Origin of the sequence: Chitinophaga sp. SYP-B3965, assembly GCF_009647655.1 — a bacterium.
Lineage (GTDB): Bacteria > Bacteroidota > Bacteroidia > Chitinophagales > Chitinophagaceae > Chitinophaga.
The window spans coordinates 1,779,779-1,801,271 of record NZ_WJFD01000001.1 but is presented as its reverse complement, the minus strand read 5'-3'; the positions used below and the strand labels follow the sequence as shown (position 1 = coordinate 1,801,271).

17 protein-coding genes are annotated in these 21,493 nt (G+C 43.9%); 9 read left to right on the top strand and 8 right to left on the bottom strand.

Going from position 1 to position 21,493, the window contains the following annotated elements:
• Positions 1-47 precede the first annotated feature (47 nt).
• The 4 genes from GFS24_RS06995 to GFS24_RS06980 all read right to left on the bottom strand — a co-directional run bounded on the left by GFS24_RS06995 (position 48) and on the right by GFS24_RS06980 (position 1,947).
• A complete protein-coding gene (locus GFS24_RS06995; RefSeq protein WP_153658859.1) occupies positions 48-320 on the bottom strand; it encodes a DUF6520 family protein in 273 nt (90 codons plus the stop codon).
• 74 nt (positions 321-394) lie between these two features.
• Positions 395-841 (bottom strand): MauE/DoxX family redox-associated membrane protein, encoded by a 447-nt coding sequence (locus GFS24_RS06990; RefSeq protein WP_153658858.1) that lies wholly within the window; start codon positions 839-841, stop codon positions 395-397.
• Positions 842-851: 10 nt separating this feature from the next.
• A complete protein-coding gene (locus GFS24_RS06985) occupies positions 852-1,409 on the bottom strand; it encodes a redoxin domain-containing protein (RefSeq protein WP_153658857.1) in 558 nt (185 codons plus the stop codon).
• A gap of 205 nt (positions 1,410-1,614) precedes the next feature.
• Positions 1,615-1,947, bottom strand: a complete 333-nt coding sequence (locus tag GFS24_RS06980) for an AraC family transcriptional regulator (RefSeq protein WP_153658856.1) — start codon at positions 1,945-1,947, stop codon at positions 1,615-1,617.
• 211 nt (positions 1,948-2,158) lie between these two features.
• Between GFS24_RS06980 and GFS24_RS06975 the strand changes: the two genes are divergently transcribed.
• From GFS24_RS06975 to GFS24_RS06935, 9 genes are all read left to right on the top strand, one after another.
• On the top strand, positions 2,159-3,445 hold the full coding sequence (locus tag GFS24_RS06975; RefSeq protein ID WP_153658855.1) for an alpha-L-fucosidase: 1,287 nt from the start codon (positions 2,159-2,161) through the stop codon (positions 3,443-3,445).
• Positions 3,446-3,535: 90 nt separating this feature from the next.
• On the top strand, positions 3,536-4,105 hold the full coding sequence (locus tag GFS24_RS06970) for an RNA polymerase sigma factor (RefSeq protein ID WP_153658854.1): 570 nt from the start codon (positions 3,536-3,538) through the stop codon (positions 4,103-4,105).
• A gap of 52 nt (positions 4,106-4,157) precedes the next feature.
• Entirely contained in the window at positions 4,158-5,408 is a 1,251-nt protein-coding gene (locus GFS24_RS06965) for a FecR family protein (protein ID WP_153658853.1), read from the top strand.
• 390 nt (positions 5,409-5,798) lie between these two features.
• The gene (locus tag GFS24_RS06960) at positions 5,799-9,122 is read left to right on the top strand and encodes a SusC/RagA family TonB-linked outer membrane protein (RefSeq protein ID WP_173003000.1); all 3,324 of its coding nucleotides are present in this window, start codon (positions 5,799-5,801) and stop codon (positions 9,120-9,122) included.
• Between the two features lie 10 nt (positions 9,123-9,132).
• Complete coding sequence (locus tag GFS24_RS06955; RefSeq protein ID WP_153658851.1) at positions 9,133-10,551, top strand: RagB/SusD family nutrient uptake outer membrane protein; 1,419 nt, start codon at positions 9,133-9,135, stop codon at positions 10,549-10,551.
• Between the two features lie 11 nt (positions 10,552-10,562).
• Positions 10,563-11,330 (top strand): peroxiredoxin, encoded by a 768-nt coding sequence (locus GFS24_RS06950; protein WP_153658850.1) that lies wholly within the window; start codon positions 10,563-10,565, stop codon positions 11,328-11,330.
• 11 nt (positions 11,331-11,341) lie between these two features.
• Positions 11,342-12,541 (top strand): TlpA disulfide reductase family protein, encoded by a 1,200-nt coding sequence (locus tag GFS24_RS06945; RefSeq protein ID WP_153658849.1) that lies wholly within the window; start codon positions 11,342-11,344, stop codon positions 12,539-12,541.
• A gap of 18 nt (positions 12,542-12,559) precedes the next feature.
• Positions 12,560-13,702, top strand: a complete 1,143-nt coding sequence (locus GFS24_RS29170; protein WP_253906408.1) for a peroxiredoxin — start codon at positions 12,560-12,562, stop codon at positions 13,700-13,702.
• 14 nt (positions 13,703-13,716) lie between these two features.
• Positions 13,717-16,521: a M16 family metallopeptidase gene (locus tag GFS24_RS06935; RefSeq protein WP_153658848.1), complete on the top strand. Its 2,805-nt coding sequence runs from the start codon at positions 13,717-13,719 to the stop codon at positions 16,519-16,521.
• Between the two features lie 85 nt (positions 16,522-16,606).
• Here GFS24_RS06935 and GFS24_RS28975 read toward each other — a convergent pair whose 3' ends face one another.
• From GFS24_RS28975 to GFS24_RS06915, 4 genes are all read right to left on the bottom strand, one after another.
• A complete protein-coding gene (locus GFS24_RS28975) occupies positions 16,607-18,196 on the bottom strand; it encodes a DUF4919 domain-containing protein (RefSeq protein WP_173002999.1) in 1,590 nt (529 codons plus the stop codon).
• A 240-nt stretch (positions 18,197-18,436) separates the two neighbouring features.
• Positions 18,437-18,841: a hypothetical protein gene (locus tag GFS24_RS06925; protein WP_153658847.1), complete on the bottom strand. Its 405-nt coding sequence runs from the start codon at positions 18,839-18,841 to the stop codon at positions 18,437-18,439.
• Between the two features lie 677 nt (positions 18,842-19,518).
• On the bottom strand, positions 19,519-20,145 hold the full coding sequence (locus tag GFS24_RS06920; RefSeq protein WP_153658846.1) for a hypothetical protein: 627 nt from the start codon (positions 20,143-20,145) through the stop codon (positions 19,519-19,521).
• Positions 20,146-20,149: 4 nt separating this feature from the next.
• Positions 20,150-21,400 (bottom strand): RHS repeat domain-containing protein, encoded by a 1,251-nt coding sequence (locus tag GFS24_RS06915; protein WP_153658845.1) that lies wholly within the window; start codon positions 21,398-21,400, stop codon positions 20,150-20,152.
• Between the last annotated feature and the right edge of the window lie 93 nt (positions 21,401-21,493).

Below are 21,493 nucleotides of genomic sequence, written 5' to 3'. Positions count from 1 at the left end.
TCTGAAAGCAACGACCGGTTTTGTGGTCGTTGCTTCCAGTTGATTGATTAAGGTTTTGGGAATGGAGTTTGGCATGGAACGTTAAGGGTCACACGCGTTTGGTAAATAGTGAGCAACTGTGCAGTTGTTTCACCTGGAGGAATAATGTTTAACTGACATTCACCACTGCTTCCTCCACATGGTGTTTCTTGAATGTCAAGGCACTGGTTATTAAAATTATAATAAACAGTTTGTAGTGCGGTGTTCTTGGCAGTAGCGAATGCACCAACGGCTGCGAATAAAATCAACGCCAGGCCCAAGAATAATTTTGAAACTTTCATAACTTTTCATTGAAGATTTAAAGATATTCCTACTCTGTTAAAGGTTTTCGGATTCCCCTTTTATCCCGCGAGAATTATTTTTTGGAGAGCGCTGTTGGGCTATGTCTGACGTTAGCTTCGCCATTTATTAAGTATAATCCCCAAGCAGCAAATCCAGTAAATAAAATATTGAATATCAGATGTTGTGGCCAGCTAAGTTCCCGAATGATTCCCCCGCAAGTGCAAGGGAGGTCTGGAGCAAACATTAGTACGTAGGCCACATATAAAGTAAAGGACGTCATCAGAATAAAGGATAACCAAAATCCGAACTTTCGCCAATTGGAAAATAAAAGCAACCCAGCGGCCAATAATTCTGAACCGGGAATAATAATGGAAATTGGCAATGCAAAAGCTCCTAACTCTGGTGATCGCTTGAGGTCATATAAATAAATCGGATATGAAAACCACTTACTCAATGCCGTGTAGACGAACAATAAGACAAAGGCGTAAGAGATTAGACTTAGGAATTTATCCCTTTGCATAGTTGAAAGTTTAACCATTAATACTTTTTGTGAGATCTTTCAAATCAGCTTTACCGGAGAAAATTGCACGGAGTATTTTGTTTTCATCGAATATTAAAGTTAGTGGTGTAGACCGTATTTTGAATTGTTTTGGTATTACAGATGCTGTATCAATGCCAATCTTTATATTACTATATGTATTCAATTTAAGATGGTCATGAAATACCATCATTTCATCATAAGGATGCCGTGTAATCAAATAAAAGTTAGTATTCTTAAACGAGCTAATATTGGCAAGAATTTCCTCCGTCTCTATCTGACAATCTCTACAGGCCGGATCAAACTGGATCAGCACGATTGTTTTTCCCATTGGTATGTCATTCGAATAAAACACTTTAGTGCTATCAGCCAAGCGCATTGAAAACTCCGGAATCGTTTGTGGCGTTTCCCCAACCTGGCAACCTGATATAAGTAATAGTATTAGCATCGCTAAAACTAGTGATCCTTTAATCATTGATGTAATAATTGAAAATGAATAATTACAGCACAAAACCATCCCCAGGCGGTTCCGGAAAATCCAAGCGCCCATAGATAAAAACAGGTTTCGTTAAGCTTAAGACAAAATTTGAATTGTATTCATAATTTGCGGAAAGAAGAATGGCTATCTGAATCTTACAGCTAAATAATATTAGTCGGGTTACTCTTTACTGTGTCTCTTTAATACATGCAATCTATACCACTTAAATTTACAAACCTAAATAATTCACCTGCCCAAAACCACATATACTACTGCATTATTTTCGCGCCTGAAAACTATTAGGACAAACAACAAACACCTTCCTGAATGCACGATTAAAATGTTCAGTAGAACTATAGCATAACAGGATAGAAAGTTCTTTCACCGTAAAATCCTTTTCCAGACAAGCTTTGGCGTACTCCATTTTTATAGTGGAGAAGTAATTGATAATAGTAGATTGATAAAGAAATTTAAAACACTGAATGAGTTTTGTCTCACTCATTTCTGCTGAGTCGCAAAGTTCCTTGATGTGTAAATGGCTAAAAATGGCAGATTGAACAAAGTGTCTGATCATTTCCAAGGTCTTGATATCGGCTATCGCTATACGCATTGACACTATTTTTTAAAACCGTGAACTAAATGGCAACATGAAAAAAGGCAGGATGGGCATTCTCAATTATGATGGAGGGGAACAAGATAATCGTTAAAGTTACCGATGTTATCTGCGCCAGCCTTGCAGTAATAACAATAACAGCGGATAGTCCATCAAACTAAAATGATAATCTATTGGTTCAGGTAACGCGACTCCCTAACTTTATCATATGATAAGAAGGATTTTCACGTTACTCTTTATTGTCTGCCTCTGTAGCAGCGCTATAGCCCAGCAAACCTCCAAAGCCGTAATGTCCGGCTTCATGGATAAACGTTTTGGCATGTTCATCCACTGGGGACCCGTAACCCTGAGAGGAACGGAGATCGGCTGGAGCCGGGATAAAGAAGTCCCAAAAGCAGATTATGACCAACTGTACAAAGAATTCAACCCTGTATTGTTCAATGCAGATGAATGGGTGAAAGCAGCAAAGGATGCCGGCATGCAATACCTCACCATCACCGCCCGCCATCACGATGGATTTTGCTTATGGCCTTCTGCCTTTACGGAGTATGATATCGCCGCTACACCTTATAAAAAGGATATCGTAGGTGCGCTGGCCAAAGCCTGTAAAAAAGCAGGCATTAAGTTCTGCATTTATTACTCTGTACTGGACTGGTATCACCCGGAGTATCCCATCCACTCCGCACACAACCAAACACCGGATCCTAAGTCTGATATCAATAAATACATTGTGTTCATGAAGGCCCAGCTGAAAGAACTGCTCACGAACTATGATCCTTACATGCTCTGGTTTGATGGCGGCTGGGAGAAGCCCTGGACAAATGACATGGGAAAAGACATCTATGCTTACCTTAAATCCATTAAACCGGATGTGATCATCAATAACCGCCTGGGCAAAGAAATGGCTGCCGTGGAAAATAAAAAGATAGACCCCGCAGCAATGGTAGGGGATTATGATACCCCGGAACAGGTAGTAGGCAGGATGAATATGACCATGCCCTGGGAAAGCTGCTTCACCATTTGCAATCAATGGGCCTGGAAACCGAACGATAAAATGAAATCGCTGAAAGAGTGCCTGACCATCCTGGAAAAAACGGCAGGCGGTAACGGCAACCTCCTCTTTAATGTAGGCCCTATGCCTGATGGCCGCATAGAGGCCCGGCAGGTGGCCCGTTTAAAGGAAATGGGAGATTGGCTGCAACAGAACGGTACATCCATCTATGGCACTTGGGGAGGCCCATACAACCCTACTGATCAATACACCGCTACCCGGAAAGGTAACAAGGTGTTTATACACATCCTTAAAACCGATGCCACACAACTTTCTTTACCAGCCATAAAGAAAGTAAAAAAGGCCTTTGTACTAAACACACACCAGGAGATCACATACAACCAGCAGGATGGAAAGATCCATCTAACCCTTACGCCTGCACCCATCAACTATGTGATCGTACTGGAAATGGATGGAGATGTGATGGCTGCCCCGGTTATATAATTAGGACACCTGCTCTGTCTATATAAGCCGCAAGTACTTACTTGCGGCTTTTTTGTTTTAAATTTACACACAGGGCAGACCTTACTATATATGAATGATGAGTTATTACAGCAGTTAGCAGACGGGCAGGCATCGGCTTTTACTACTATATATAATCAGTATTATCCAGAATTGTATTTCCTGTCCAGGCACCTGATAGGAGATGAAGCCCCGGACGTAGTAGCTGATGTTTTTATCCGTTTATGGACACAAAAGAAATTGTTTGAGAGCAGGCCCCATCTGCTGGGCTATCTGCGCGTAATGACCAGGAATGCCTGTTTTGATCATCTGAAGAAGCAACACCGGGATATACAGCAGTTGCAGGAACTTTTACACATCAGTGAACAGGAACATGAAGACCGGTATTTCCATGAGATCGTGGAAGCCAGGGTATTCACCCGCATCCGGGATGAGATAGAAGAACTGCCCCCACATATGCGGGAGGTATTTAAACTGGCCTATATAGACGGACTGAAGAACGCCGAAATTGCAGACCTCCTGCAAATGAAAGATGCTGCCGTAAGGGTCCGGAAGGCAGAAGCCTTAAAGATACTACGATCTTCCCTCTATCGTATCGAATTGATTATCATTATGAAATTGATAATTTTCCCACCACAATAAATATTTCTTATTTTTTTCCGTAACAATTATTTCATCCCGCAGTATATATAGTATGAGCGATGCCAGAGAGAGAATATCGGAACTAATAGTCAGGCTGCTGAAGCAGGAGGCAAGTGAGGAAGAAATAGCAGAGCTGGAAAGCTGGAAGCAGGCTTCTGCCGCCAATGCGGCGATGTTGGAAGCCATGCTGGAGGAAGGGTATGTAGCGAATGGCCTGAAAGAACTGGAAACAGCACAAAAGAGATCAACAGCGAAACTCGCGGAGGCGGGTATCCTGCTGCAGGATAATAACACTGGTGAAGCAGGTACACGCAGCAGCACGGGCGAAACGGGCACACGCAGCACCGATGAACGTCACGGCACAAGCGGATACAACAGGAAAACCGTATACAACCAATCACGGGTACGCCGCATCAACTACCGTCGTTGGGTAGCTGCGGCAGCGGTTCTGATGGCACTGGCTACGGGTTTTTACTTCTGGTCACAACGCTACCTCCGGCAGATCCCTGAATTAGCTGGTATAACACCGGGCAGCACAAAGGCCATCCTCACACTGGCGGACGGATCTACTGTAGCACTGGATAGCGCCGGCAACCAGGTGATTCGCCAGGGGAGCACCGCTATCCGTCAGCAGGGCGGCCAGCTGGAATATGATGTACAGGGTGCATCCAAAACTGAACACTTTAACACCCTGGTTACGCCAAGGGGCGGCCAGTTCCGGGTAACCTTACCGGATGGATCTAAGGTTTGGCTGAATGCCGCATCTTCCCTCCGTTATCCCACTGCTTTCATTAACAATACAAGAACAGTGGAAATCACCGGAGAAGCGTACTTTGAGGTAACACAGGATGCGCAAAAACCTTTTAAAGTAAAGGTGAACAACCAAACTGAGATCCTCGTATTAGGAACAGAATTTAATGTGAATGCTTATACAGATGAACCTACTATCAATACTACTTTATTAGAAGGCGCGGTAAGGATAAACACGCAGACCTTAACTCCCGGACAACAGGCGCAGGTAAATACAGATGGCGCAATAAAACTCATCAACGATGTGGATGTATCAGAAACAGTAGCATGGAAGAATGGCATCTTCTCTTTTAACAACGCAGATGTGCGTACCGTGATGCGGCAGATGGGACGCTGGTATAATATCGAGATCAATTATGAACAGGCTGTCTACACTGCCAAATTTAAAGGAAAGATAGACCGGACCCTGGATCTGACAGATGCATTAGAGGTATTAAAGAAAGCGGGTGTGAATTTTAAGATGGAAGGAAGAACATTGACCGTGATGCCTTAACACACATATTTGTACAAAAGAAGAATATAAATGGTCCCAACAAGATCATATCAGGATAATACTGCTTAGTCAGAAGAAAGAACCAACCAACATTAGAGGAATACATAGATCATAGACGGTACCCAAAACAGGTAAAAGAAAGTCGCTGCGGATTAGGCCCCGTAGCGACTGGATGCCTGGCTGGACCAAATGAAGTTACGCTTGTAAACGTCAATTATTTAATCAACCAAACTACTGCAAGTTATGCAAAAAAATGTGTATTGCAACCAGCCGGTTACGGAGCTTCATGCCCCGTATCATAAAGGCTGGGCATCAACCAGGATCCTGTTAGTCATGAGATTAATCACGGGAAGATCCCATCCCGCCAACAGGAGATTAATTTTGAATGCGATGAAACTAACTATCATCTTCCTCACCGCCGCTTGCTTACAGCTGAGTGCCAATAGCAAGGCCCAGTCTGTCACCTTCACCGGCAACAAAGTGGCTTTGGAAAAAGTAATTGCTGCTGCTGAAAAGCAAACCGGTTATTTTTTCTTTTACAATGAGGCGATACTCCGCAACATTGAGCCTGTAACGGTAAAAGCTACAGACATGCCGCTGGACCTCTTCCTGAAAGAAGTCTTTAAAAAACTTCCGCTGGATTATACCGTTCGCGGCAAACAAATTGTGATCAGTAAAAAGGCATTGCTGCCGGTAGACGGGCCCGCAGGTCGTCAACTGGAAGAAGCGCCGGTAGTAGTACCCGCTTACCAGGTGATTAATGGTGTGGTGGTCAGCGCTGATTTTACTCCGCTATCTGGTGCCAGTGTACGGTTGAAGAACAGTAAGGAAGGCACGCAGACAGACCTGAGAGGCCGTTTTTCTATTAACGCTAATGCGGGTGACATACTGGTGATTTCCTACATCGGTTATGAGGATAAAGAAGTAACCCTTGCCAATAACACACTTACTACTTATATCATATTAAAACCATCAGAATCCAAACTGGATGAGGTGCAGATCACTGCTTATGGTCAGACTACAAAGAGAATGAGCATTGGTAATATCTACACCGTTAAAGGAGAAGATATTGCCAGGAATCCTACACCTAACGTATTGCAGGCATTGCAGGGCCGTGTTCCTGGTATGTTTATACAACAGCAAAGCGGTCAGCCAGGTACACCTATCAGTGTTCAGATCAGGGGGAGAAGCACTTTAAACGGTAATAGTGCACCTTTGTTCATTGTGGATGGTGTGGCTTACCCCACTGAAGCGTTGCCATTTATTTTTGTGAATGGCCAGCCTAATATCCTCCGGGGCGGTAATGTTTTTGATTATATCAACCCTGAAGTGGTAGATCGCGTAGAAGTATTAAAAGATGCGGATGCCACTTCTATCTACGGTTCCCGTGGTGCTTACGGCGTAGTGCTGATCACTACCAAAAAAGGAAAACCCGGTAATCCGCAGCTGTCCGTGAATGTACGGTCCGGTATTACGTTAAAGGGGAAATCGCCGGAACTGCTAAATACAGAAGAATACCTGATGCTCCGCAGGGAAGCAATGAAAAATAATAATAATGCCCAGCCGACGGCTGCTGATTACGACCTGAACGGCACCTGGCCGGAAACCCGGTATACTAACTGGCTGAATGAACTGCAGGGTGGCAAGGCACAATATACTTCCACCAATGTGAGTTATTCCGGCGGTACAAATAATATCAATTTCCTGGTAGGTGGAAATTATAATGTACAGGAAAGCATACAAAGAGGAGCGGGTGCATCCAAACAGGGTGGCTTGAATTTTAATATCAACACTATTACCAACAACAGGCGGTTCTCTATTAACCTGAGCGGTCTTTATTCAATTACCCAGAACGACATGTTGCAGGTTGATTTCACCACCAATAGTACTTTATCTGCACTGGCCCCTAATGCCGCTCCTTTGTTCCTGCCAAACGGCGAGATCAACTGGGCGCCTGATGCTTTGTCAAATCCACTGGGCAGTGCGGGAACAAGTATTGTTTCTCCTTTTAAGATGATCTCCAAACACACCACTAATAACATTACCACTAATCTGGACTTTAAATACGAATTGGCGAAAGGATTAAGCATTCGTGCGCTGGTTGGATATAACTCGTTATATGGGAGGCAGCTGTATGGTAATCCTTCTACCTATTACAATCCCCAGAGCGCTTATATCACTACCAGCACCCTGAATCTTTTCAACGTTCGTACCTGGACGCTGGACCCTAACATCAATTATATAACCAAACTGGGATACCAGGGTACACTCACCGCCAGGGCCGGCGCCACGCTGATGGACAAGGTGAATTATGCCCAGGCCACCACCGGAAATGATTTCATCAGCGATGCGATGTTGTATAATCCAACATTCGCTGCTCCGGCAAATATAAGTACCAGCTACAACCAGATTCCTTCCCGATACCTGGGTTACTTTGGTCTTTTGAGATATGACTGGGCTAACAAATATTTTGTTAACCTGAGTGTTCGTTACGATGGATCTACCAAGTTCGGGCCTAATAAGCAGTTTGGTACTTTCGGTTCCGTGGGAGCCGGTTGGATCGTGAGTGATGAACGATTCTTTAAAGCTTTATTGCCTGTTGTGAGTTTTGCTAAAATAAGCGGAAGTTATGGTACATCCGGTGGTGATGGTATTAGTAATTACCAGTTCATGAACACTTACTTCCAGGGTACCGCTTACGGTGGAAGTCCGGGTTTGCGGCCGGGTGTGCTGGCCAATCCTGAGCTGCAATGGGAGCAAAACCTGAAAAGGGATATTGGCCTGAACCTTGAATTCTTAAAGGGAGGCCCCATTTCGCTGGATGTGTCTTATTACAGCAACCTCACCAAGAACCAGTTAATTCCGCAACCGTTATCTTCCATTACAGGGTATAGCACGATTACCCGTAACTCGCCTGCGCTGATCAGATCCACCGGGTTGGAAATGGTACTGAGCACCACCAATATTAAGAAGAAGAATTTTTCCTGGACAACTACGATCAATTTTTCTGTTCCAAAGAATATATTGGTTTCCTATCCGCAGAGCGAGAAATTGTTTGATTACGCTATCAAAGAAGGGCAATCCACCAATGGCCAGCCGATGTTTAAATATGCCGGCATAGATCCGCAAACAGGGGCGCATACTTTTTATAAGAATGGTGTGAAAGGAGAGTGGACCATTCTTTCAGGAGGAGCTTTAGATCAGATCAAAGACAGAACGGAGTTTGTGGACTTCGCGCCGAAGTTCTACGGCGGTATGCAGAATACCCTGAAGTACAAAGGTATCACGCTGGATTTCTTCCTGGTATATACCAGCAGGCTGGGACCTACTTACCTCGGCATGCAAACATATCCTTTCGGCATTTTCATGGGAAATACCACCAGGGATATCCTGAGGCGCTGGCAGAAACCAGGTGATGTAACAGACATTCCCAAACTGAGCAGCAGCTTCTTATCCTACCTGGGTCAGGTTAATTATCACTTTAGCACAGGTGCATATACCAAGGCAAACTACCTCCGCCTGAATAACCTGAACATCTCTTATGCCTTTCCTGCGGCACTGCTGAAAAGAGCGCATATTAAGGGAGCCAGCATTTTCCTGCAGGGGCAGAACCTGCTTACCATTTCCAAATATGGAGATCTTGATCCTGAGAACCTGGGAGCAGGCATGGCGCCGCTGCGGGTATTCACAGGAGGTATTTCAATGAACTTGTAAAAAAAGAAACATGAAACGTTTAATCATAGTTGGTATTGTTCTCGTTACAGCAGGGCTCAGCGGATGCGGGAAATTCCTGGAAATACCACTTCCAACAACAGCCATCGCAGGTAGCGGGGCTTATACAACAGACAAATCCAGTGCCGCCGTATTGAATGATCAGTTTGCCACATTGGCAAATGGCAGCGTGTTCGATGGAAGAGGCATTTCTTTTCAAACAGCTTTATATACGGATGAATTAAAGTGTATTGAACCCACGGCACTGACCGAAAATATTTTTTATTCCAACAACGTACAGGCTTCGAATACCGGCGCTATGTGGACGACCCTCTACAAACAGATCTATGCCGCTAACCTGGCCCTTGAAGGAATTTCCGGTTCACAGACGCTGAACTATAAAGACCAGTGGTTAGGAGAAGCTTATTTCTTAAGAGGTTTGCTGTATTTCTATGTAGCCAGCCTGTATGGCGATGCGCCCATTTCTACTACTTCGTTCTATAAAACGAATAACGCGCTTTCCCGCAGCCCGCAGAATGATGTGTACAAACAGGTGGTGAAAGATCTGTTGGAGGCGCAAAAACTTTTAAGTGTGGAATACAAAGGCGCAAATGGCCTGGTGGCCACCAACCGGGGAAGGCCTAATAAAGCGGCTGCCACTGCTTTGCTGGCCCGTGTGTACCTGTACCTGGGAGAATGGGAGAATGCAGAATTGCAATCCACTACCATCATTGCTGATCCTGCCTACATGCTGCCACAACCAGACCTTGCATTCCTGGCTGCCAGTAAAGAAACAATATGGGGGCTTATCCCCAGTGTAATAGGTTTTCAATTTGTAAGGGACTATGCCGCCTATAATAACGGTACGCCTGCTACAGTTGCACTCTTCCCATTCAATGGCGTGAATACGGTGCTCACTACAGACCTGTTGAATGCCTTTGAAGCAGGTGATGCACGTTTTACTTCCTGGACAAGAGAGGTCTCTTCAACAAGTGGTACACCTATCACTTACCGCTTCCCGAATAAATACAAAGTAAATACTACAGGCGCAGAATACCTCACGGTGTTCCGCCTCGCAGAACAATTGCTCATCCGCGCAGAAGCACGTGCGCAGCTGAATAAAATAACCGGTACCAACAGTGCAAAGGCTGACCTGGATGCGGTAAGGACAAGAGCCGCACTCACCGGCACAACAGCAACTACTAAAGATGATATGCTCGCTGCTATTGCAAAGGAACGCCGCATAGAATTCTTCACAGAAGGAGGGCACCGCATGCTGGACCTGAGAAGAACGAACAAACTGGAAGCATTGATGCTTACCGTGGCACCGCAAAAAGGCGGCGTATGGCAAACCTTCAAACAGTGGTGGCCTATTCCAACAGCAGATGTATTCGCTAATCCAAATCTGATCCAAACACCAGGGTACCAATAAACACCAATCATATGCGCTTTAGCTTATTAGCTGCGATCTTAAGTTTCGCAGCAGGGACCTTATTTGCTCAACCAAAAACGTTGCAGGCAGATAAAATTGATCCGAAAGTATACGCCAGGCAGGTAGCAGAATTGCAGGACCATATTGGCGACGAAACGGATAGTGCGATGAAAGCCTCGCTGGTACGAAGTTTTGTAGCACTGCATCCTGATTACTATCTCAGTCTGGTGAAGTTTCATGAAATGGTATTTACGGAATTGGTAGACCATGCAGAACGCCGCTTTGAGAAATTTTCGCCGCAGCTGCGGAATAGTGTACTGGGTAAAGAAGTAGTGGTGCTCATGAGAACACTGCAACTCATCCAGCCGGGGCAAATAGCGCCCGAGATCATTGCCAATACTGCAGAAGGCCAGCCCTTCAAACTATCAGACCTGAAAGGCAAGTACGTGCTCGTTGATTTCTGGGCCAGCTGGTGCGCACCCTGCCGTGCAGAGAGCCCTAACCTCGTGAAAGCATACGAACGCTTTAAAGATAAAAACTTTGAGATCGTAAGCTTTTCACTGGATAAAAGTCAGGACGACTGGCGGGCTGCTATTAAGCAGGATAAATATACCTGGCCACAGGTAAGTGATCAGAAAGAATTTCAGAGCGTGGCCGTGAAGAGCTACATGGTAGTGGTGGTGCCGAGGTCTTTCCTGCTGGGCCCTGATGGTAAGATACTGGCAACAGACCTGCGGGGAGATGCCCTCGATAAACAACTGGAAAAGATCCTTCATTAAATCATTCATTCATGTCACTTATGCAAAACAAATCGCTCTTATGCTGCCTCTTATTGACGGCAGTATCTGCAACGGCACAGAACAAACTGGAAAGCCCGATGCAGATACAGAACAGCAACACTTTTGTGCTGGAGGGAACACTGAAAGGTTTACCCATTATGCCTGAAAAAGTATACCTGATATACGATTCCACGAATGCAAAACCAGTGGATAGCGCTATCGTGAAAAATGGCCGGTATGCCTTTAAAGGAAAGATCAGCGATCCTGCACTGGTTTTTATCTCTCCAAAATTGCTCAACAGTATGGACTCCAAGGAGGCCGGTATACTGGGTACCAGTGAGTATGTGGCAAAGGTTTTCCTGGATAAAGGAAAATTGACGGCCACTTCTGACAAAAGCATGGATAATGTTACCGTTACCGGCTCAGCTGTTCATAAAGAGTATGTGGCCGCCGTGAAACAGGATAACATCTTGTGGAAGGATACGATCATGGGTATTGTGAAGCTTTACACGGAAACAAAGAACAGAACTTACTTCGATATGCTTTTCCTGAGTGGCAAATCAATGGAAAATACATACAGGGCCGGCCATTGGGATTTTATGAAGAAACATCCTGCATCTCCCGTAACTGCCTACCTGCTCTGCAGGGACCTGAAAATGAGTACCAGCCCTGCCGGGTATGTGGATAGCCTGGCCACGGTTTATAACCGCCTGCCGGAACATCTCAAAGCCAGCCCTGCCGGTATGAAAGCAGCTGAGTTATTGGATACGGAACTGAAATCTGCATTGGGCCATAAAGTACCGGACTTCACGCAGCTGGATAACAACGGTGATCCGGTGAGCTTGTCTTCTTTCAAAGGGAAATATGTGCTGGTCTCTTTCTGGAAAACTTCGGATCAGGGCTTTTATACAGGATTCCTTCCTTATATACAAAGAGCGTTTAACGATTATAAAGACAAAGGCCTGGCACTGATCACTGTATCGCTGGATGAAAACAGGGATACCTGGTTGCAGGCACTGGGGCAAGCCAAAATACCCGGTGCACACCTGTCAGACGGTAGAGGCGCAGCGAATGAAGTAGCACAACTGTTCGGCTACACTGCTTCCACCTATCCATTACACAACGTACTGATTGCGCCTAATGGAAAGATCATTGCCAAAAACCTGAGCGGCACATCGCTCACAGATATGATGACATCAATATTTAATTAACCGGATAAAAATAGGAATATGAATAAAGTTATGCTGACCTTACTCTTGGTCACTACGGCTTGCACACTCCATGCGCAGGATGTCAACTTTACGATCACCGGCCACCTGGAGAATGTAAAAGCTTCTTCCGTACAGGTCTCTTACTGGAGCAGCAAAGGTTATAAAACAGATGTAGTGGATGTAACAGGAAATACCTATAAGTTATCTATTGCTGCTTCAGCCAATGTGGATGTGGTATTAAAGGCCGGCAACCTGAATGGTATGCCTGATGCTAAAAATATGGTGCCTGTTTTCCTGGGTGGTACAGAGAATTTTTCCATTACGCATAAGAACACTTTTTCGAATGCTACTTTCACCGGCTCTCCGGAAAACATTGAATACCATAAACTGCTGGCCATCAATACAGCCTATAACGCAAAAATAAACGCGCTGAAGAAAAAACAGCAGGACCTGGACATGCTGGGGAATGGTAAAACAGACCCGGCTATAGATGAAGAGATAGCCACGCTCAACAAAAACTGGAATGATGAAGTGTATGGCGATTACATCCGGAATAATCCTTCCACAAAGATCCTGGCTTTTGCATTTAATTCATACGTGCAGAACATGGGCCAACTGGTAGGTGCTAAGCTCAATCCGATCATTGAATTGTTGCCGGACTCTTTCAAAGTAATGCCCGGTGTGAAAGACCTGCAGGCACGGATCAAAAATGCAGAAACCTTCGAGACCACTGTAGCCATTGATAAAATGGCGCCTGATTTCACCATGAAGGACCCTAACGATAATTCCATCAGCCTCTCTTCCTTCCGCGGTAAATATGTACTGATAGATTTCTGGGCCAGCTGGTGCGGTCCCTGCCGTGCAGAGAACCCCACTCTGGTGAAAGCCTACGAAAAGTATAAAGGTGAAAAATTTGAGATCCTGGGTGTATCGCTGGATGCTGAAGGCGCTAAAGAGAAATGGATGAAAGCCATCAAGGACGATGGGCTGACATGGCCGCAGATCTCTGATCTCAAATACTGGAAAAGTGAAGTAGTGAAATTATATGGCATCCAGGGCATACCGCTCAATTTCCTCATTGATCCGGATGGTAAGATCATTGGAAGAAGTTTGAGAGGTGCAGCATTAGAGCAAAAGCTGGGTGAGATCTTTCCTGATTAAAAATTATATAAACAGTGAACAATATCAAACAATGGATAGGTTTGGGCGCAACCGTATTGCTATGGCATACGGCTGCTGCCCAGAACATCCCCCTGGATCCTGCCGTAAAGCAGGGCAAACTGGCCAATGGTTTTACCTATTATATCCGGCACAACCAGGAGCCGAAAGGCCGCGCCAGTTTTTACCTCGTGAATAAAGCAGGCTCTATCCTGGAAGATGACGACCAGCGTGGACTGGCGCATTTCCTCGAGCACATGAACTTCAACGGCACCAAACATTTTCCCAAAAATAAACTGGTGGACTACCTGCAGAAAGCAGGCGTAAGTTTTGGTGCAGACCTGAATGCATATACCTTCTTTGATGAAACGGTATACAAGCTACCCATTCCTACGGAAGATCCTGCCATGGTGAAGAGCGCCGTGCAGATCATGCGAGACTGGGCGCAGGAAGCCACTTTGGACCCAGCCGAAATTGAAAAAGAACGGGGCATCATACTGGAAGAAGAAAGATTGACAAAAGGTGCGAAAGACCGTATGATGCGCCGTTATCTGCCCATGTTATTTAATAATTCCCGTTATGCAGAGCGTTTGCCAATTGGCCTGGACGAGATCCTCAAAAATTTCAACCAGGCCACTATCAAACGCTTTCACCAGGACTGGTACCGTCCTGACCTGCAGGCGCTGATCATAGTAGGGGATATAGATGTGAAAGAGGTGGAGAAAATGGTGAAGAAACATTTTGCCGATCTGAAGAACCCTGCAGGCCAGCGGGAACGCCCGGATTATACGATTCCACTTACAGGAAAGAACCAGTTCCTGGTGGTAACAGACCCGGAAGTATCTACCACTTCCATGCAGGTGTTTTTAAAGTACAGATCACCGTCCCTCCGTACGGAGGCGGATTACCTGGAGAGCATAAAGACAAACCTGTTCGTGCAAATGCTGGGATCAAGACGTTATGCAGAACTTACCCGTAAAACAAATGCAAGTTTCAGCAATGCTTCCACGGGAGTACAATCTTTACAGGGAGGCCTGCATGCGCTGACGTTTGAAGTAACCGCCAAAGAAGGGCAGTTGCAATATGCATTTGCGCAAACATGGGAAGTGCTGGAAAAAGTGAAACGTTTCGGCTTTACGCAAACAGAACTGGATCGCGCAAAAGAACAATATCTGCGTACCATGGAAAGATCGCTGAAAGAAAAGAGCAAAACTTCTTCCGTGAGCATGGTAGAAGAATATCAGCGTAATTTTTTAATAGGAGAAGCAGCGCCCGGCATTGAATGGGAACACAAATTTTCTTTGGGTCAAATTAAGGATATCACATTAGCAGATATAAAGGCCGTAGCGGAGAAATACATTTCAGATACCAACCGGGACATCCTGGTGATGGGACCTGAAAAAGTAAAAACCACCCTGCCGGACAGTGCCACTGTAATTACCTGGTTCAACAAAGCGCAAAAAGCAGACCTGGCAGCTTACCAGGATGTAGTGGAAGACCTGGCCCTCATGCCGGTGAAACCCACACCCGGAAAAGTGATCTCCAGGAGTGAAACACCCGCTATCGGCACCACCAGGTTAGTACTGAGCAACGGCCTCACCGTGATCCTGAAACCCACCACGTTTAAGAACGATGAGATAAAGTTCCGCGGTTTCAGCGCAGGAGGAAGTTCTGTATTGGAAGATGACGAGTTCGATGCCATTTCCGGTGTGGACAGGCTGGTAGAAAGCTTTGGCCTGGGCCGCCTGGACCCTGTGCAGCTTACCAAAGCGCTCAACGGAAAACAGGTAGCGGTGAGCACATTCATCAATCCCCGCTCACAAAGCGTTAATGGTGCTACTACCATAGACGATCTTGAAACAGCGCTGCAAATGGTATACCTCCGGTTTACCCAACCCCGGAAAGACAGCGCGTTGTATACTTCTATTATCAATAATTCGAAGGAAGCTATCCGCAACAGGTATGCGGATCCCAACAACGCGTTCAATGATACCATGGCCTACGCCATGAGCAATTATAATTACAGGAACAGTCCGCCCACGCTCATCAAACTGAGCATGATCACGCTGGACCGCTCGTTTGATCTCTACAAACAACGTTTTGCCGATGCTTCCGGTTTCACCTTCGTATTTACCGGCAACTTTGATATAGCCACTATTGAACCTTTGCTGGAACAATACCTTGGGTCTTTACCTTCCCTGAACAGGAAAGAGAAACCCCGTGACCTGGGCGTGCATATTCCTGCCGGTCAGCTGGTGAAGATGGTAAGAGGGGGAACAGAAGATAAAGCCATGGTGCGACTGGTATTTAGCGGAGATTATACCTATAGTCCGGCCAATAACACCCGCATGAATGCACTGAGCCAGATCTTACAGATCAAATTGCTGGAACGCCTGAGAGAGTCAGAAGGAGAGGTATACAGCCCTGCTGTGCAGTTTATGTACAATAAGCTGCCGAAGAACAGATATGCCTATGTAGTAGCCTTTGGCTGCGCGCCACGCAACATAGATCACCTGGTAACGATCGTGAAAGAGGAGATGGCGAAATTGGGATCGGAGGGTGTATCACCGGATGATGTGCAGAAGTTCAAAGCGGCGTATACAAAAAATGTAGAATTAGCATTGCAGGATAACAATTTCTGGCTGAACTACCTCTGCGGCCAGGAAGAAAATGGAGAAGATGTACTGGAAGTAACGAGGACTACAGCAACAATTAATGAAGTAACCCCTGCTGCGTTAAAAGAAGCCGCCAGTCTCTATTTAACAGGAAGGAATGCGATACAATTCATGTTGGTACCGGAGAGTTATTCGGTAATGAAGTAACAGGATGGAAATGAAGGATTATCAGGTAAGGAAATAATAGGTTGGAAATGTTCGATGGAAATACGGCCTCCGCTTTGCGGGGGCTTTATTTTTGCGATCCATAAAAACGATTCCTTGCTACCAGGTGATCAACAAAGAAATAGATGTCCCTTTTATATTCATCCTTATCAACGCATTTTATCAAATTTAATCTCATCCCATTAGTTAATCCTGCAGCAACATCTACTGATCCATTATTTCGGAGAGACCTTAGTTTTTTAAAGGACAGGTAATATCCATCATCAGCACCCTCCAGCTGAAAGATGGGATTTTCAGCAGTACCATCGCCGGTACAGGACATGGCATCAATGATCCGCATTATTTTCTTTGCACAATTCGTTTTCTCTTCTTCCATATTTAGTTGTTTATAAATGTCAAACATTTGTTCCAAAAGCGACAAATAAACAGGATATACTTCCGTCAGTTGTTCCCCTGTTTTCTTTGCTTCAGCCCATTGGCCGGCATCAACCATTGCCACTATCATCTTCAATGAATCACTATAGTTCGGATGATCCACAAATCCCTGTGTATTGGAAAACCCAACCAGTAATCCCACCATTTCAGTGTCTGTTAGCTCAGGATCATAATGGATAAAACGTTTTGCAAGATTAGGGTAATAGATAGGGGAGGCAGGATCTGCACTTAATGCCTGTATGTGTTTAAAGGCAGCCAGGTAGGCATTGCTGCCTTTTTCTTTCAATGGGAACAGAGTATAGAGGTTTTTAGGTTCGAAGAAGTTTTTAAGCCCTTTCCTCCCTGTTTCCTCATTAACGATGTTGAGGGTTATATTGAAATTGATACCCGGTCCATTGGGTTTGATATTTTCCGGATCTGTACTGAACCAGATCAGGTACTCTTTGCCCGGAACCAGTGGCTTGTGGGATTGCTGGTAGATCAGGCCTTTTTCATTATTTGTCAGGAAATTGGGAAATCGGGGTGATGCCGGATCTTTGTAATCTGTAAAGTATCTTCCTTCTTTATCCGTAATTATAAACCAGGACTTCTGCTTTTTAATATTATTGAAGGACCAGAATAGCATCCCCTCTTTGGTAGGTGTAAAGCGAAAGGCATCATAATAAACCAGACTTCCCTTTTCATAAAACTTTACAGGGTTTTTAAAAAGGACCACTTTTTGCGTGTCCAGTTCATTTTTGTATTCATTTAACCTCACCTGTGTGAAGGATTGCTTTTTAGCGATAAGCGCATCCTGTACTTCCGTTGTTTGCGCAGAATCACCAATAACCACAATGGACTGCCTGATGTTCTCTTTGGTAATGAACAGTACTACCGGTTCCCTTTTCCCATCCGTATAATCCGCTACAAACCAGGCACTGTCTTGTCCGGGCGCCCTGTCTGTGCCTGCGAAAAAATAATCTGCTTTCCATATGCCTGATACCACTCTTCCGTTCTGAAATATCATCTTTCCCTGTCCCTCTTTCAGATCATTTTTAAATTCCCCTTCATACCTGTTGCCATTAGTATAAGTGAGTTCACCCGTGCCATTTTTTTGATTGTTTTTCATCATGCCGGAGTAGCGGTTACCAAGAGAGTCGGTACTCGTGGTACGGCCTGCCTGTGCCATGGATGCAGAGAAGGCGAACATTGACAGTGCTATTATTAAGCTATTGCATTTCATGAGGTATAATTTATTGGGGGCAATAACTAAAGTAAGCTTAATAATTTAATTGTCAATCCTTTGGGATGTTATGAAATGGGGGTATAGGAGGATTTTTAATAAATTGAATTAGTTGTTTATGATTTGCACATTAATTATCAATCATCAGCAGGCTTTACTAATTACTTTCATCCCTTCACCTGATTTTGAAAATAAAATACTTATTTCTGGATATATGAAAATCATTTGCGCCAGCCTGGGTTAATCCGCAGCAAAAACTGTAATAATTTCATCAAATTTATCCACCCATAATTGTAATCCCCAATCATCAATGTCATAAACATCTTCTTCTCTCTCATCAAAAAAAGCAACCTTTTCCATTTTAATTTTATTCTTATCTATCTCAAATTTTGAAAAGAAACTATTAATATTCATCCCGGTTAATATCTCTCCCTTCATAAAGCAGTCTCCTCTACAAGCAATAGATGTAATAATCAGATCATCACCCGTATAAATATCCAGCGCGCCATCTTTGTAACTATAAGTATTCCAATCATCTTCTGAAGTTTTTGGAGTAAATACCATATCATATGTACTAAGATAGTTATCAATGCTTTTTTTAAACTCAAATGGTCCTACACTTTTAAAAGGAATTATTTCATACATATCATTATCTTTTATTTGCCCGTATTCCCGAATTTATATTTGCTGCTCATCAAAACTGTATTTGATTCTTTTATCCATAAAAATCCCCTCAAATAGTGTTTAATTATTTAGGGGAAGTACAATTTGCCAGGCTTTATTATATTTAACTCACACAAGAGTTGCTTTTATACTTCCATCCTATTTCAACTTAATCAGCATTCTAGCTAATGGGTACAATGATTTTTTAATCATACCCTAATGGGAACCAAACACCGCGATATATCGGAGGACTCATGCTTGGGATTACATGCCCTTGGTCAAGCATACTTATATCTACACCTTCAATCACCCTTTTGAAAGGAGGGCGACTAATTAAAGTGAATATTTTTTCATCTAAAATTTTAATTGCATCATCATAATCAAATGCGGTTACTCCACAACCAAATCCTATTCCAGGGGGTAGTTAAATGCAGAGTCTATTGTAAACTCGAACCAAAATCGTTTATACATATCTTTCATGAGTCATCTTAGTTTTGCCGTGGTATGATAGTAGGCTTTGCACCTGGCTAAACATCCTGCTCTGTTTCATTACTGGTGTACACATACAGGAACCCGCTCTTCTTTACCACCATTCTATCCTGTGCCAGCGTTTGTAACTGATCCGGCTTTGCTTTTAACTTCACCGGGTCATCATCTCATTACTTTTGAATAGCATTTGATACACTTTCATTCTCGAATATGGCAGTTTTCAATCCATCAAAGAAATTGCTATCAATACTGTTCTTTTGACGCATTAACTCCAGGTCCCTCAAAACTTCAGGTTTGCTTTCTATTTTAACTTTTGTAAAGAAGAGATCAGCAATAGCGTCTTTGTCTGATGGATTCCCTGCTACATATTCGGAGATCTCATGAATGATCTTTTTGTATTGTTTATAAATACCTGCAGAATCTCCCGCGCTTTCCAATGCCATTACCTTAAAATTTGCAAGGTAGAATTTCTTTTTATATGACTTATCAAATTTTGCTTCATCAAGAGAATCAATGAATTTATATCCACGATCATAGGTCTTTAGCAAGGTTAGGGACCGGACCTTCAAATTAACCATTTTGACTTCGTACTCCGGGCAGGCATTAATATTTTCATCAATAATAGATAAAACTGTATCCAGCTTTTTCTGATCAGCAAATTGATAATATTCATTCAATTTGTTATTGGCCTCTTTATAAAGCTTTTGACAATTACTGCTGTCGGACTTGTTGACCCCCTGGCAACTCACACATATTTTACTAAACATCAAAGCAAAAAGAAACAGATGCGATCTCATAAAATTATTTTTTATCAACGGTCCATTTGTGATTAAATGTTTTAGCTGTTGGAAAGAGCGGATGGGTCACCACTGGCGTCGTCAGATTTGAAGAGTTCTCAACCCAGAAGCTCCCATTTATTTTCACATTTGTCAGACTTTTTGATGAATTCAGATCTGATGCAGGAATAGTTGTTGCTCCCAGAAGGAGCTTTGTTCCTGTTTCATAAAAGAATTCACCCTGAGGTTTCGAAAGAGGGCTGGAATAAGTCTTCCCACCATAATTCGCGCTGATCTCAGCAATTAGAGTAACATTACCGTCTGCTACCGGGTCTTTTACAATCGCAGTTCCTCCAATAGCCACCCCTTCAAATTTTTTACCGCTTTTATTATCAGTAGTTGCCTCAGAAGGGTTTTCGCTCACTATAGCAGAAACAGATGCTTCACTTTTCACACGAAGATTTACCGTCGTATTAGTAACATATTTCCCTTCTTCAACATCACCGGCAATGAATCCAATAGTATTAGTCGATTTTTCAGCGAACCCTAAATGAAGACCCAGATCGGCTAATATATCCTTATTATTAGCTCCCACATATGTGGATCCCTTAGGAGTATTTTGGGCTGATGTCACATTATCCAACCAGGAATATTTCCCATTCTTATCTTTTACCCAGTCTTCTGGCCCCATTCCATCAGGATCAATAAACCTGATAGGGTTATCAAATGCATAATTAAATGGTGAATGACTCCTCATTTGATCTGCCAATGGATCCACCACATGCCATCTGCCGATCTGTGCATCATACATCCTCGCTCCATAATCGTAAAATTCTAAACCCGAACCATCTGAGAACTCATTATGCTGCAGTTCCTTTCCGTTGTAGAGATACTTGTTCTCCAGCGAACCTACTGCCTTCGATGAAATCCCCGCCATCGTCAACCCAAACGGATAATAATGCGTCTCCTCCAGCAATGCCCCCGGGGTATGCAGCAAAGTAACATTATCAAAATAAACATCCTGCTCCGTTTCATTACTGGTGTACACATACAGAAACCCGCTCTTCTTCACTACCATTCTATCCTGTGCCAGCGTTTGTAACTGATCCGGCTCTGCTTTTACCTGCTTAACCCCGCTATTCTCCTCTACTAATTTAAGATCATCATCGAATAATACAAAATTGAGATACGCCTTAGGGCGATCTGGATTCTGCCCGCTACCGGGTTCCTTTTCCTTTAATCGTTGGTATTCATTGCCCAGGAAACTGGCATTCATTAAGGAAGCAACACCTGCTGCGTTAATGAATGCCAGTCTCTATTTAACAGGAAGGAATGCGATACAATTCATGTTGGTACCGGAGAGTTATTC

Coding starts and splice junctions, on each gene's coding strand:
- GFS24_RS29170 (WP_253906408.1), top strand. CDS start 12,560: ATGAATAAAGTTATGCTGACCTTACTCTTGGTCACTACGGCTTGCACA.
- GFS24_RS06925 (WP_153658847.1), bottom strand. CDS start 18,841: ATGTATGAAATAATTCCTTTTAAAAGTGTAGGACCATTTGAGTTTAAA.
- GFS24_RS06990 (WP_153658858.1), bottom strand. CDS start 841: ATGCAAAGGGATAAATTCCTAAGTCTAATCTCTTACGCCTTTGTCTTA.
- GFS24_RS06960 (WP_173003000.1), top strand. CDS start 5,799: ATGAAACTAACTATCATCTTCCTCACCGCCGCTTGCTTACAGCTGAGT.
- GFS24_RS06970 (WP_153658854.1), top strand. CDS start 3,536: ATGAATGATGAGTTATTACAGCAGTTAGCAGACGGGCAGGCATCGGCT.
- GFS24_RS06915 (WP_153658845.1), bottom strand. CDS start 21,400: ATGAATGCCAGTTTCCTGGGCAATGAATACCAACGATTAAAGGAAAAG.
- GFS24_RS06980 (WP_153658856.1), bottom strand. CDS start 1,947: ATGCGTATAGCGATAGCCGATATCAAGACCTTGGAAATGATCAGACAC.
- GFS24_RS06965 (WP_153658853.1), top strand. CDS start 4,158: ATGAGCGATGCCAGAGAGAGAATATCGGAACTAATAGTCAGGCTGCTG.
- GFS24_RS06945 (WP_153658849.1), top strand. CDS start 11,342: ATGTCACTTATGCAAAACAAATCGCTCTTATGCTGCCTCTTATTGACG.
- GFS24_RS06950 (WP_153658850.1), top strand. CDS start 10,563: ATGCGCTTTAGCTTATTAGCTGCGATCTTAAGTTTCGCAGCAGGGACC.
- GFS24_RS06995 (WP_153658859.1), bottom strand. CDS start 320: ATGAAAGTTTCAAAATTATTCTTGGGCCTGGCGTTGATTTTATTCGCA.
- GFS24_RS06975 (WP_153658855.1), top strand. CDS start 2,159: ATGATAAGAAGGATTTTCACGTTACTCTTTATTGTCTGCCTCTGTAGC.
- GFS24_RS06985 (WP_153658857.1), bottom strand. CDS start 1,409: ATGGGCGCTTGGATTTTCCGGAACCGCCTGGGGATGGTTTTGTGCTGT.
- GFS24_RS28975 (WP_173002999.1), bottom strand. CDS start 18,196: ATGAAATGCAATAGCTTAATAATAGCACTGTCAATGTTCGCCTTCTCT.
- GFS24_RS06920 (WP_153658846.1), bottom strand. CDS start 20,145: ATGAGATCGCATCTGTTTCTTTTTGCTTTGATGTTTAGTAAAATATGT.
- GFS24_RS06955 (WP_153658851.1), top strand. CDS start 9,133: ATGAAACGTTTAATCATAGTTGGTATTGTTCTCGTTACAGCAGGGCTC.